This window comes from Nocardioides sp., assembly GCF_035429765.1.
Taxonomy (GTDB): domain Bacteria; phylum Actinomycetota; class Actinomycetes; order Propionibacteriales; family Nocardioidaceae; genus Nocardioides.
Genome location: NZ_DAOMFK010000010.1, coordinates 23629 through 36780, shown reverse-complemented (window position 1 = coordinate 36780; position 13152 = coordinate 23629). Strand labels below are relative to the sequence as shown.

At 72.1% G+C, this 13152-nt stretch carries 10 protein-coding genes; 2 read left to right on the top strand and 8 right to left on the bottom strand.

Annotated elements, in window-relative coordinates; genetic code table 11:
- The 5 genes from PLP61_RS02285 to PLP61_RS02265 all read right to left on the bottom strand — a co-directional run.
- Nucleotides 1–1536, bottom strand: a 1536-nt coding sequence (locus PLP61_RS02285) for a beta-ketoacyl [acyl carrier protein] synthase domain-containing protein (protein ID WP_324499961.1), incomplete at its 3' end; no start/stop codon positions are given.
- A complete protein-coding gene (locus PLP61_RS02280; protein ID WP_324499959.1) occupies nt 1533–3233 on the bottom strand; it encodes an acyl-CoA dehydrogenase family protein in 1701 nt (566 codons plus the stop codon). The genes PLP61_RS02280 and PLP61_RS02285, both read right to left, overlap by 4 nt.
- A gap of 53 nt (nt 3234–3286) precedes the next feature.
- Complete coding sequence (locus tag PLP61_RS02275; protein ID WP_324499958.1) at nt 3287–4252, bottom strand: electron transfer flavoprotein subunit alpha/FixB family protein; 966 nt, start codon at nt 4250–4252, stop codon at nt 3287–3289.
- Nucleotides 4253–4280: 28 nt separating this feature from the next.
- Nucleotides 4281–5060, bottom strand: a complete 780-nt coding sequence (locus PLP61_RS02270; RefSeq protein WP_324499957.1) for an electron transfer flavoprotein subunit beta/FixA family protein — start codon at nt 5058–5060, stop codon at nt 4281–4283.
- Nucleotides 5061–5204: 144 nt separating this feature from the next.
- Nucleotides 5205–7007, bottom strand: a complete 1803-nt coding sequence (locus PLP61_RS02265; RefSeq protein ID WP_324499956.1) for a 3-hydroxyacyl-CoA dehydrogenase family protein — start codon at nt 7005–7007, stop codon at nt 5205–5207.
- Nucleotides 7008–7091: 84 nt separating this feature from the next.
- Between PLP61_RS02265 and nucS the strand changes: the two genes are divergently transcribed.
- Together nucS and PLP61_RS02255 are read left to right on the top strand one after the other, a co-directional pair.
- Complete coding sequence (gene nucS, locus PLP61_RS02260) at nt 7092–7766, top strand: endonuclease NucS (protein ID WP_324499954.1); 675 nt, start codon at nt 7092–7094, stop codon at nt 7764–7766.
- Between the two features lie 8 nt (nt 7767–7774).
- Complete coding sequence (locus tag PLP61_RS02255; RefSeq protein ID WP_324499953.1) at nt 7775–8275, top strand: DUF952 domain-containing protein; 501 nt, start codon at nt 7775–7777, stop codon at nt 8273–8275.
- Between the two features lie 22 nt (nt 8276–8297).
- Here the strand turns inward: PLP61_RS02255 and PLP61_RS02250 are convergent, their stop codons facing one another.
- The 3 genes from PLP61_RS02250 to PLP61_RS02240 form a co-directional block, all read right to left on the bottom strand.
- A complete protein-coding gene (locus PLP61_RS02250; RefSeq protein ID WP_324499951.1) occupies nt 8298–8714 on the bottom strand; it encodes a DUF7144 family membrane protein in 417 nt (138 codons plus the stop codon).
- An 86-nt stretch (nt 8715–8800) separates the two neighbouring features.
- Entirely contained in the window at nt 8801–10546 is a 1746-nt protein-coding gene (locus PLP61_RS02245; protein ID WP_324499949.1) for a SulP family inorganic anion transporter, read from the bottom strand.
- A gap of 88 nt (nt 10547–10634) precedes the next feature.
- Nucleotides 10635–12851, bottom strand: coding sequence for a winged helix-turn-helix domain-containing protein (locus PLP61_RS02240; RefSeq protein WP_324499948.1), 2217 nt, complete (start codon nt 12849–12851; stop codon nt 10635–10637).
- Nucleotides 12852–13152: the final 301 nt, after the last annotated feature.

Genomic DNA, 13152 nt, shown 5'->3' with positions numbered 1-13152 from the left:
GCGCAGGGGGGCCTTGCGTGCCACCGGGGCCGGCGCGGTCCCGGACGTGCCCTGGCCGGCAGGCGTCGTGACGGCCGCACTGGCGGGGACCCCGGCCGAGGCGAGCACCCGCGGCTCTGGCCGGTGCCGTCCGGGCACGTGCTCCTCGAGCACCACGTGGAAGTTCGTGCCGCCGAACCCGAAGGCGCTGAGACCGGCGCGGCGGACCCCGCCCCGGGGCTCGGGCCAGGCGCGCAGGTCGGTGTTGACCGCGAACGGAACGGTGTCCCAGTCCACGTTCGGGTTGGGCGTGACGAAGTGCAGGCTCGGCGCCAGCACCTTCTCGTGCAGGGAGTGGACCATCTTGAACAGCCCCGCGGTGCCGGCCGCGGCCTTGAGGTGCCCGATGTTGGACTTCACCGAGCCCAGGGCGACCGACCGGGGCGCCGCCCCGGCGGCGCCGAAGACCGCGGTGAGGCTGCTGAGCTCGGCGGCGTCCCCGACGCTGGTGGAGGTCCCGTGCGCCTCCACGGCGGACGCCGAGGCAGGGTCCTCGCCCGCCTTGGCCCAGGCCCGCTCCACGGCCAGCCGCTGGCCCACCGGGTTCGGCGCGGTGATGCCCTTGCCCTTGCCGTCGGAGGAGCCACCCACGCCGAGGACCACCGCCAGCACGCGGTCCCCGGCCCGCTCGGCGTCCTCGAGCCGCTTGAGCACGAACAGCGCGCAGCCCTCACCCATCACGAAGCCGTCCGCCCCGGCGTCGAAGGGCCGGGTCCCGGTCGCGGAGAGCGCGCCGATCTTGCAGAACTTCACGAAGGCGTCCACGCCCATGTTCCGGTCGATGCCGCCGGTCACCACGGCGTCGAAGTCGTGCTCGACGAGCCCGGTGACCGCGGCGTTGAGGGCCGCCAGGCCCGAGGCGCACGCGGCGTCGGTGGTGAAGTTGGGTCCGCGCAGGTTGAAGAGGTTGGCCACCCGACCGGCGATCACGTTGGAGAGCTCACCGGGCATGGTGTCCTCGGTGATCTCGCCCTGCTCGGCGAGGTACGCGTCCCGGGTCTGCGCCACGATCTGCTGCTGGACGTCGTCGGGGAGCGCGACCAGGGAGGGCGCGGCGCGCAGGTGGCGAAGCACCTCGGGCAGCTTGATCCGCATCGAGGACAGGTAGTGCTTCTCCCCGCCGATGGCGTTGCCGAGGATCACCGCGACGCGGTCGTTGTCCACGTCCCAGCCGGGCCAGCCGGCCTCCAGCAGGGCGCTGCGGGCGGCGGAGACCGCCCAGCGCTGGCCCTCGTCCATCTGCGCGGCCACCTTGGGCGGGATGGGCAGCTTCCACGCCACCGGTTCCCACGGGAACTCGCGGACCCACCCCCCGATGCGGGAGTAGGTCTTGTCCGGTGCCGCGTGGTCCTCGGAGTAGTACAGCGCCGGGTCCCACCGCTCGGGCGGCACGTCGGTGATGGAGTAGCGGCCGCCGGTGATGTTCGCCCAGAACGACGCCGCGTCGGGGGCCTGGGGCATGATGGCCGCGCTCGCGACCACGGCCACGGGAGTCATGAGGCCCCTCCCTGTCGGTCGTAGAGCACGTCGGCAACGGTGTCCAGGTCGGCGAGCAGCCCCGCCTGGGCCGCGGCGATGGCCGGCGCCGGAAGGTCGAGCGGCACGCCCGCCACGTCGGCCGCCCCCACGACGTACCGTGGGCCGTCGAGGGCAACCTTCTGGGCCGCCTCCCGGGCGTAGATCCGCGACATCGCCGCCAGGGCTGCGCCGTCGAACCGCTTCGGGCTCTTGGCGAAGCGCTCCCCGCCGAGGGCGGCCGCGGCCTGGCGGGCGAACGCCTCGGCGGTCTCGGCCCACGACACCAGCTCTCCCAGCCGGAACAGCACGTGCTGGTTGCGGGTGAGGCGGCCCACCCGGCAGGCCTCGAGGACCGCGGCCAGCGCCTGCATCGCCAGCGCCGCGATCCCGGCGCCGACGTCCGGGCGCGTCGCGTGCAGCATGGTGAGGGCCCGGGCGCGGTCGAGGTAGTACTGCCCGCGCGTCTTGAGGTGCTGCTGCCAACGGTCCCGGGCGATGGTCATCTCCATGATCTCCGAGGTGCCCTCGTAGATCGTGGTGATCCGCACGTCGCGCTTGATCTTCTCGACCAGGTAGGGGCGGGTGTAGCCGTAGCCGCCGTGGGCCTGGATGGCCGCGTCGGCGGCGGCGTTGCCGGCCTCGGTGGCGACGAACTTCGCGATCGCCCCCTCGGTGTTCATCGCGCCGTCGGCGCCCTCGCCCCGGTCCAGCCGGTCAGCAGTCTCCTCCATGAACGCGCGGGCGGCCTCGAGACGCACCGCGTGGGGGACCACGAGCTTGTGCGTGAAGCCCTGCTTCTCGCTGAGCGGCGTACCGCCCTGGACGCGCTGCTGGGAGTACTCGATCGCCCTGTCGAGCGCCTCCCAGCCGCCGCCGAGCCCGAAGGCCGCGACCATCAGCCGGGTGTAGCCGAACACCTGCTGGGCCTGCACCAGCCCGCGGCCCTCGACGCCGCCGACCAGGTGGTCGGCGGGGACCTCCACGTCGTCGAGGAAGAGACCGGCGGTGTTGGACAGCCGGATGCCGTGCTTGTCCTCGGGCGGGGCGGCGCTGAACCCGGGGGTGTCCTTGGGGACCACGAACCAGGAGGGGCCCGAGGGCGTCGCCGCGAGGATGGTCGTGAAGTCCGCGATGCTCCCGTTGGAGATCCACTGCTTGCGGCCGTTGAGGACGTAGGCCGTGACAACGCCCGACTCGTCGGTGACGGGCCGGGCGGTGGTGGTCATCGCGCCGAGGTCGGAGCCGGCCTCGGGCTCGGTGGCCCCGTAGGCGAACACCGTGCCCTCCTCGGCGATCGCCCCCAGCCACCCCTTCTTCTGGTTCTCGGTGCCGCCGACCAGGATCGGGTCGGACCCGAGGAAGGTGGCGAACACCGCGGTCGCCAGCCCGATGTCCCGGCGAGCCATCACCTCGCAGATCCGGTAGGAGTCGAACGCGCCGCCGTCCATGCCGCCGTAGGCCTCCGGGATGAAGACCATCTGCACCCCGAGCGTCTCGGGGTCGGACATGGCCCGGACGATGTCCTCGGGGCAGGTGTCCTCGTGGTCCAGCTGGAGCTGGAGGTCCACCGTCAGTGCGTCGGCGGTGAAGTCCTCGAGCGCCTCGAGCATGAGGACGAGATCACCGGCGTCCAGTCCCTTGCCGCCGAAGCCGTGGGGGGTCGAGTCGGAGGTCACGTGCGGGGTCCTTCCTCTGGGGGTGGTGACGATGGCGGGTGGGGCACCGGTCCTCAGCCTCGGCGCGCGAGGATCTCCTGGGTGAGCGCGGGCAGCACCTGGTGCAGGTCGCCCACCACGCCGAAGTCGGCGACGGAGAAGATCGCGGCGTTGGGGTCGGTGTTGACCGCCACGACGGTCTTGCTGCTCTGCATGCCGGCCCGGTGCTGGATGGAGCCGGAGACCCCGGCGGCGACGTACAGCGAGGGAGCGACGGTCCGCCCGGTCTGGCCGATCTGCAGGTCGTGGTCGACCCAGGCCAGGTCGGTGACGGCCCGGGTGGCGCCCACGGCGGCGCCGAGCGCGTCGGCGAGCTGCTCGACCACCGCGAAGCCCTCGCTTGACCCGACGCCTCTCCCCCCGGCCACGACGACCTCGGCGTCGGTGAGCTCGGGACGGCCCGACGTCGAGCCCTTCGGGGTGCGGTCGGTCACCCGGGCTCCCCGGGCGGACTCCGAGAACTCCATCTCGACCGGTTCCACCACCGGGTCGACGGCGGCGGGAACCGCCTCCACCGCGCTCGGGCGGAGCGCGACGACAGGCGTGCCCCGGACCACCTCACTGGTGACCAGCCGGGTGCCGGAGAACACCGGCTGGGTGGCCCGGACGGTCTGGCCGGCCAGGGCGACGTCGACGGCGTCGGTGAGGATTCCGGAGTCCAGTCGTACGGCGACGCGCGCGGCCACGTCCTTGCCCTCCTGACCGGAGCTGACCAGGATCGCGACCGGCTGGACCCGCCCGGCCAGGGCCACCAGTGCCTCGGCCTTGGGCACCGCGAGGAACTGCTCGGGCTCCTCCCCCGCCACGGCGTAGACCCTCGTGGCGCCGTACGCGCCGAGGGCGGCGACCAGCTCCGGGTCGGGTGGGCCGAACAGGACGGCGCTGGGGTCGCCGAGCCGACGAGCCGCGGTCAGCAGCTCGAGACTGGCCTTGCGCACCCCGCCTGGGGTCCGTTCCACGAGCACGAGCACTTCCGGCACGATGTCTCCTCTCATCGCCGGGTGGGGGTCACAGCAGGCCGCGGGCGGCCAGGAACTCCGCGAGCTGGCTCGCGCCGGTGCCGTCGTCGGTGACGAGCACCCCCGCGGGCCGCGGCGGAGCGGTCTCGGTCCCGACCACCCTGGTCGCCGACGCCGCCAGCCCCACCCGCTCGGCGTCGACGGACAGGTCGGCCAGCGACCAGGTGGCCACCGGCTTCTTCTTGGCGAGCATGATCGCGCGGAACGCGGGGTAGCGGCTCTCCCCGGTGCGGTCGGTCACCGACACCACGGCGGGGAGGTCGGCGCTGACGTGCTCGACAGCGGTCTCGGTCTCGCGCTTGATCGTGACGGTGCCGTCGACGACCGCGAGCTCACCCGCGAACGTGGCCTGCGGCACCCCCAGCCGGTCCGCCACCATCGCGGGCATCACCGACATCTCGGCGTCCGTGGAGCCCATTCCGGTGAGGACCAGGTCGAAACCGGTCCGCTCCAGGGCGGCCGCCAGGACCAGCGAGGTGGACAGCGCGTCGGAGCCGTGGATCGCGTCGTCGACGACGTGCACCGCGGCGTCCGCCCCCATCGCCAGGGCCTTGCGCAGGCCGTCTGCGGCGGCCGGTGGCCCCACGGTGAGGCAGGTGACCTCGGCGTCCAGCCCGCCCTCGACCAGACGGACCGCCTGCTCGACGGCGTACTCGTCGAGCTCGGAGAGCCGGCCCTCGACCGCGGCGCGGTCCAGGGTGAGGTCGGGGGCGAAGGACCAGGTGGCGTCCGGGTCCGGAACGTGCTTGACGAGGACGACGATCTTCATCCGCAACTCCCTGTCGGGGTGATCACGCTCACGACGGCCGTGACCCGAGTCACCTCACGCAACTAGTGGCACGTTACAAGTCGCGGCGCGGAGGCAACAGGGTGGGGTGGCCCTGTGATCAAACAATCAGGGGCGCGGTGTGACTCAGCGCACCGAGTAGTCGCGGAACCCGCGCTTGGTCTTGCGGCCCAGGTAGCCGGCGGTGACCAGGTGCTCCAGCAGCGGGGCCGGGGCGAACCCGGGCTCGCGGAACTCCAGGTAGAGCTCGCGCTGGATGGCCAGCGAGACGTCGTTGCCGACCACGTCCAGGAGCGCGAACGGGCCCATTGGCAGCGCGCACCCCTGCTTCATCGCGGTGTCGATGTCGTCGGCGGTGGCGTAGTGCGCCTCGAGCATCTTCACGGCGTCGTTGAGGTAGGGGAACAGCAGCGCGTTGACGATGAACCCGGCCCGGTCGCCGCAGGACACCGCCACCTTGCCGACCCGCTCGCACAGCGCCCGGACCGTCTCGCCCACCTCGTCGGCGGTGGCCACGGTGGAGACCACCTCGACCAGCCTCATGATGGGGGCGGGGTTGAAGAAGTGCATGCCGATGACGTCCTGGGGACGCGAGGTGGCCTTCGCGCACGCGATGATCGGGAGCGAGGAGGTCGTGGTGGCCAGGATGGCTCCGGGCTTGCAGATGTCGTCGAGGTTGGCGAAGAGCGTGGTCTTGATGGCGAGGTCCTCCGCGATCGCCTCCACCACGAGGTCGACGTCCTTGAGGTCGTCGAGGGAGGTCGTGCCGGTCAGCCGGCCCAGGATGACGTCCTTCTGCGCCTCCTCCAGCTTCCCGCGCTGGATCGCCTTGTCGAGCGAGCGCTCGATGGTGGCGCGCACGCCGTCGACCTTGTCCTGCGAGCGACCGACGTAGAGCACGTCGTACCCGCTCTTGGCGAACACCTCCACGATGCCCGAGGCCATCGTGCCGGTGCCGACGACACCCACCAGCCGGATGTCGTGCCGCAGCTGCGGCTTGTCGTCGGCAGAGGGCGTGTGCGCGTCGGGGACCACGACCGGGCTGTGCGGAGCCTCGTAGGTGTAGAACCCACGCCCGGTCTTGCGGCCCAGCAGCCCGGCGGTGACCATCTGCTTGAGGATGGGGGCCGGGGCGTGCAGCCGGTCCCGACCCTGCTTGTACATCGTGTCGAGGATCTCGTACGCCGTGTCCAGGCCGATCAGGTCCAGCAGGGCCAGCGGTCCCATCGGGTAGCCGCAGCCGAAGCGCATGGCGGCGTCGATGTCCTCGCGGGTGGCGTAGCGGGCCTCGTACATCGACACCGCGTGGTTGAGGTAGCCGAACAGCAGGGTGTTGGCGATGAACCCGGCCTTGTCCCCGCACACCACCGGCGTCTTGCCCAGACGGCCCACCAGCGCCTGCACGTCGGACAGCACCGACGGCTCGGTCACCACCGTGCGGACGATCTCGACGAGCGTCTGCACGGGCGCAGGGTTGAAGAAGTGCACCCCGACGACCCGGCCGGGGTGGGCGTTGGCGGTGGAGATCTCGGTGACGGACAGGGAGGAGGTGTTGGTGGCCAGGATGGCCTCGGGGGCGACGATGTCGTCCAGCGCCCCGAAGATGCCCTTCTTGACCTCCAGGGACTCCACGACGGCCTCGACCACGAAGTCGGCGGGGGCGAGGTCCTTCAGCTCGGTGGTGAAGGTGATCCGGCCGACCAGCTCGGCCTGCTCCTGCTCGGTCAGCTTGCCGCGCCGGACCGCCCGCTCGGTCGAGTGCTGCACGTGCTGGCGACCCCGCTCCAGACCGTCCTCGTTGGCCTCGACACCGACCACGTCGAAGCCGTGCCGGGCGAAGACCTCGGCGATCCCGGCCCCCATGGTGCCCAGGCCGATCACGCCGATGGTCGAGAAGGTGCGCGCTGAGTCAGTGCCGGTGCTGGTCATAGGGACGATCATCGCATCCTCGTCCCGCTCCCCGCCGTGAGGTAGTTCACGGGGCCGGGCGGCCCCGAGGTAGATTCGGGGCCCGTGAGACTCGTCGTTGCCCGCTGCCAGGTCGACTACGCCGGGCGGCTGACCGCGCACCTGCCGATGGCCACCCGGGTGCTGATGCTCAAGGCCGACGGGTCGGTGCTGGTGCACTCCGACGGCGGCTCGTACAAGCCGTTGAACTGGATGTCCCCGCCGTGCACGGTGCGGGAGGTCACCACCGCCGAGGGCCACGTGGAGTGGGTGGTCACCAGCCGCACCGACGACACGCTGCGCATCCTCATCGAGGAGATCCACCACGACTCCTCCCACGACCTCGGGGTCGACCCGGGGCTGCAGAAGGACGGGGTCGAGAAGCACCTCCAGGAGCTGCTCGCCGAGCACCCCGCCACGCTGGCCGACGGCCTCACCCTGGTCCGCCGCGAGTACCCGACCGCGATCGGACCGGTCGACCTGATGTGCCGGGACGCGGCGGGAGGGTCCGTGGCGGTGGAGGTCAAGCGCCGGGGGGAGATCGACGGCGTCGAGCAGCTGACCCGCTACCTCGAGCTCCTCAACCGCGACCCGCTGCTCGCGCCGGTGCGGGGCATCCTGGCCGCCCAGGAGATCAAGCCGCAGGCCCGGGTCCTGGCGGGCGACCGGGGCATCACCTGCGCGGTGGTGGACTACGACGCCCTGCGCGGCCTCGACGACGCCGAGCACCGGCTCTTCTGACCCGCCACATGCACCTCTTCCACGTGACCACCGCCTCGGCGTGGGCCGAGGCCCGTGCGCGCGGCAGCTACACCACCTCGACGCTAGGCCGTAGCCTGGCCGAGGAGGGGTTCATCCACGCCGCCCGGCGCGAGCAGGTGCCGACGGTGTTCGAGCGGTACTACCGCGACGTGCGGGAGCCGCTGGTGCTGCTCACCATCGACACCGCACGTCTCGAGCCGCCCTGGCGCGAGGAGGCGGTCGGCGAGGAGACCTACCCGCACATCCTCGGCCCGGTGAACACCTCCGCGGTGGTCGCGGTGGCCCCGCTGGACCGCAGGGGGCGGCCCCGGCCGTTCACCACGGTGTTCGTCCGCGACCTGGCGCTGCGGGCCGGGCTGGCGATCCTGGCGATGCTGCTGGCGGTGGTGGGGGCGGCCCTGGCCCCGGAGTGGGGGCGGCTGCTGGGTGCACTGGCCGGGCTGGGCGTCGGTGCCGTCCTGTACGTCCGCGTGCAGCGCCGCCGCTGACCGCATCCACCACCCGGGGCGATCAGTACCTGATCTCGCGTCCGTGGGCGATGATCGCGAAGAGCACCAGGGTCCCCAGGGCGATCATCGTGAGCGACCAGAGCGGGTAGGCCGCGAGGAAGACGAAGTTGACGACCATGTGGAGGCTGATCGCGATCACCCCGACGATGCGGGCCCACGTCCTGCCGGCCAGCAGTCCGACTCCGGCGGCGAGGACGAGCAGGCCCAGGAGCAGGTGGACCCAGCCCCAGGTGGTGTAGTCGACGGTCACGAGGAGGTCCTTGCTGGGGACGAGGTAGACCTCCTCCTTGAAGATCCCGACCAGGCCGGCGAGCGCGCCGAACACGCCGACCATGATCATCATGATCGCGCCGAAGATGACCCAGCCGACCCAGCGGGTGGGTTCGGGCATCTCGTCGTACTCGGGGTTGGTGGACATTGCCTTCTCCTTCGTGCGTCGTGGTGTGAGGGTCGCGGCTCCGGCGGGTCGCGCCGGGGGCGGGCGTGGGTGTGGTGTCGCGCTGGTCACGACGTCGCGCCTGCCGCCGGTCCGCCGGCGCTGACAGCGGCGCCGATGGTGCCGTGGAAGTGGGTCGGGCCGATCAGCTCGGTGAGACCCACCTCGTCGAACCGTTGCCGGAGCTCCACGGTGGCGCGCGCGACGTGCAGCTCGATGTTGCGCTCGAGCAGCCCGTCGACGACCTCACGGAGGGCGCCCTCGGCGCTGGCGTCTATGTCGCTGATGAAGGAGGCGTCCAGGACCACGTGGCGCACCGGCTTGGGCGCACCGTCGACGGCCGCCCACAGCCGCCGCTTGAAGAAGTGGGCGTTGGCGAAGAACATCCGGTCCTGGATGCGGTACACGACGACCCCGTCGCTGACGCCCGCGTCCGGGTGCTCGGTGACGTCGACGTAGCGCCCGTCCGCCTCGGACCACCCCAGCACGGCGTCGTCGGGTCGGGCTGCTCGCCGGATGACGTCGGCCACGGACAGCACGACCGCGACCGCGATGGCGAGAAGCACTCCGATGGTGACCACGACCAGGCTCGTCACCGCGGCGATCACGACCTCGGTCCGGCTGCTTCGGGCCAGCGAGCGCCACTGGTCGGGATCGATCAGCTTCGACGCGGCGAAGACGATCACGGCGCCGAGGATCGCCGAGGGTAGGTACTGGATGGGCCCGGTGAGGAAGATCAGGATGAGGGCGATCATCGCGGCCGCCGTGAGTCCGCTGACCTGGCTGGTCGCGCCCATGTCGTCGTTGACCGCCGTGCGCGACCCGCTGGTGCCCACGGGGATTCCCTGGGTCACACCGGAAGCGATCTGAGCGATCCCGTGCGCGAGCAGCTCCTGGTTCGCGTCCACCACCTCGTGCCGTCGGGCGGCGAACGAGCGGGCGGTGAGGATGGAGTCGGAGAAGGCAACCAGGAAGATGGCCGCCGCGGCGGCCATGAGCGTGCCGAGGTCGGACCGGGACACGTCGGGCATCGCGAACGACGGCAGTCCGCTCGGCACCGGGCCCGTGACGGCGACACCCGCAGACGCGAGGTCCAGCGCCCACGACGCAGCGATGCCCAGCACCACCAGGAGGAGTGCCGCGGGGATGCGCTTGCTCGCCCGGCCGAGGCCGACCAGCAGCAGCAGGGAGACGACGGCGACCACCACCGTCTCCGCGTCTGCCTGGTCCAGGTGGGTGAGGATGTCGAGGGCCTCACGGACCGCCCCGTCCTCGTCGCTGGAGACGCCGACCAGCTTGCCCAGCTGACCCAGGACCAGCACCACGGCGACCCCGGTGATGTACCCGACCAGCACGGCCTGGGAGAAGTAGTCGGCGATCCAGCCGAGGCGGACCAGTCGAGCCGCCAGGAACACCAGGCCGACCAGGAGGGCGAGCATCGATGCCAGCACCGCGTACTCGTCGGTCCCACTGGCAGCGAGCGGAGCTACCGCGGTGGCGACCAGCAGCGACACCGTGCCCTCGGGGCCGATCACGAGCCGCGGCGCCGATCCGAACACGGCGTACGCCGCGACCGGCAGCAGCAGGGCGTAGAGGCCCGAGCTCACTGGCGCGCCGGCCAGCTGCGCGTAGGCCATCGCGGACGGAAGCGCCAACGCCGCCACCGTCACGCCCGCGAGGACGTCGGGCCGGACCCGCGCCCGGGAGTACTCCCCCAACGAGCGGGGCAACGGCACGTACCGCGTCGCGATCGGGGGACGCCTCTCCGAGGCGAAGGGCGGACGCCCCTGGTAGGCCTCGCGGAAAGGCTTCACGCCTCTCATGCAAGTCGGCCGTGCGGTGCCGGGCATCGTCCTCGGAGGATGAGAGCCGCACCGCTCCCCGCAGGCACCGGGCCTGTGATCAGTCCGACACCGACGCCTCGACCAGCCCCAGGGCGCGCGCCCGAGCGATCGCGTCGTCACGTGAGGACACGCCGAGCTTGCGGTAGATGGCCATCGCGTGGGTCTTGACCGTGGCGCGGGACAGGAACAGGTGCTCACCGATCTGGGCGAAGGTGAGCCGGCTGGGGAGGAACTGCAGGACCCGCAGCTCGCCGGCAGTGAGCGGCTCGGCGAAGCCCCCTTCGGTGGGGGAGGTCCCCAGGATCGCCAGGAGCTCGGCCAGGAACTCGCCCAGGACGGTCTCGGCGAGCTCCGCCGTCAGGTGCCCGCGGGCCTCGGTGCACAAGGCTCGGGCGAGAGCCCGGTCGCCGATCAGGAGCGCCGCGCGTGCCTGCACCAGCGGACCGGCGACCGAGAACCAGGGGGCGATCCCGCGGACACGAGTGGTCAGCCGCCGGGCGGCGCCGAGGGTGACCCGGGCCTGGTCCTTGTCACCGCGAACCGCCAGCAGGAGGGCCACGGCGGTGACGGTGTTGGCCGACGTGGCCAGCCGGTCGAGGCGATGTGCTTGGACGAGGTCGTGTGCTCGGGAGATCTGGGCGGTCCCGGACAGGTCACCGGTCAGCATCGCGAGCATGCCCCGCCAGGCCAGCGCGTTCGCCTCGATGATGGGGACACCCAGGGCCCGCCCCAGCCGCTCAGCCTCGCGCAGACTGGCCTGGCCCTCCTGGAACCGACGGGTCAGGGTCAAGAAGACACCTGCGTTCTGGTACGCGGCCGCCCGGAACCCCGAGTCACGCGGAAGGCCCTGCTGCGCGTCCCGGCACATCGCGAGGGACCCTTCGAGGCCGTAGTCGCCGACCACGACGTGAAGCGCAGCGAGGGAGGCCGCGAAGACGTCCCCGGCGACTCGGGTCTCCCACAGGGGTCCCGCGTGCTCCTCCGCGGCCAGCAGCCACCGGGCCCTCGACTCCGAGTCCCCGGTCTGCAGACCGAGCCACGCCGCGGCCAGCGTGAGCCACCGGTCCGACCTGATCTGGACGTCGGTCAGGTCGGCCAGCCACGCGGCGAGCTGGTCCGAGCGCCCGGACGCGATGCTCGCGGGCACGCCCGACCAGACCAGCGTCCCGACTCGGGTGAGGTCCCCAGCGGCCTTCGCGTGCCGGATCGCCGGGTCCCGGTCCCCGCGGGCGGCGTACCAGTCCGCGGCGCGCAGGTGCAGCTCGGGAACCAGCCACGGCTCCTGGCCCTCCAGGTCGTCGCGCAGGGCGTCGGTGAGAAGGGTGTGGCGGTGGTAGCGGTGCGTCTCCGGGTCGTCAGGCACCACGAGCTGCAGCTGCGCGGCGAGGTTCGCCAGGACGGCCCCCGAGTCCACGCGCTCCAGCACGGCGTCGCACAACGGGGCGGACAGCTCGTCGAGGACGGCTGTGCGGCGCAGGAAGTCACGGGACGGCTCCGGGAGCCCGGCGAGGATCTCAGCCCTCAGGTAGTCCACGACGAACCGGTCCGGCGCCGCCACGGAGTGGTGGTACGACGGTGCGACGCGGGCTCCTCGGTCACGCAGCGCCAGTGCCGTCAGGTACAGGCCCACCGGCCAGCCCTCGGCACGCCGGACCACCCGGGCGGTCTCCTCCTCGGAGAGGGAGAGGCCCAGGCCTTCGAGCAGGAGGCGGCTCTCGCAGTCGTCGAACGCCAGGTCGGCCGGGCCCCACGCGACGAGGCGGCCCTCGGCACGGACCCGGGCCAACCAGGGTGGCGGGTCCAGCCGGCTGAGCAGCGCCACCTGGGATCCCGGCGGGACTCCCTCGCACACCGCCCGCAACAGGTCATGGCAGGCGGGCCGGGTGAGGTGCTGGATGTCGTCGACGACCAGCACGAAGGCGCTCCCGCGGGAGGCGACGAGGCTGGTCATCCCCGGGAGGAGCCTGGCCGAGAACTCCGGCTCGGCACCGGTCACCGCGGAGCGGATGTCCCCGACCCCCGGACCGACGCCCTCGAGTGCGTCGACCAGGCACCGCGCCAGCGCCGCCGGGTCGTCCAGGTACGGCGCGAGGCGCACGCCCACGTGGGGTCGCGGGTCCCGCTGGGCCCACTGTCGGGCCAGCGTGGTCTTGCCGAACCCGGCGCCACCATGGACGACCACCACGGGCACGTCGGCGGTCTCGTCCAGGCGGAGGAGGAGGCGGCTGCGCGTGACCTGCGACCCGCGCGTCGTCGTCCTGCCGGGATCCTGCACCCCGTGATCGTAGTGGGTTGCGCATTCCGTCAATGGGTGGCCCGGCGCGCGTCGTCACTCATCCCCCCTGGTGGATGCCAGGCGCCCAGCCACCCGATCCGCTGGTCGAGGGGCCCTCGCCCGGCAACGCGCCCCGAAGGAGCAGCACCCAGCGAGTCGCAAGGAGTGATGAGATGAAGCTGCAGCACGTGTCCGTACTCAGGTAGCCCTTCGGACCGCCGGTCGCCAGGACTGTCATGTTCTCCACCACGGCTCACGAGGTCACCGTGCACTTCGTGCACGTGGCCCGGGGTATGCGGTA

Bases quoted from the DNA above. Each gene is read 5' to 3' on its own strand.
- PLP61_RS02270 (WP_324499957.1), bottom strand. From the start codon at position 5,060: ATGAAGATCGTCGTCCTCGTCAAGCACGTTCCGGACCCGGACGCCACC.
- PLP61_RS02265 (WP_324499956.1), bottom strand. From the start codon at position 7,007: ATGACCAGCACCGGCACTGACTCAGCGCGCACCTTCTCGACCATCGGC.
- PLP61_RS02250 (WP_324499951.1), bottom strand. From the start codon at position 8,714: ATGTCCACCAACCCCGAGTACGACGAGATGCCCGAACCCACCCGCTGG.
- PLP61_RS02255 (WP_324499953.1), top strand. From the start codon at position 7,775: ATGCACCTCTTCCACGTGACCACCGCCTCGGCGTGGGCCGAGGCCCGT.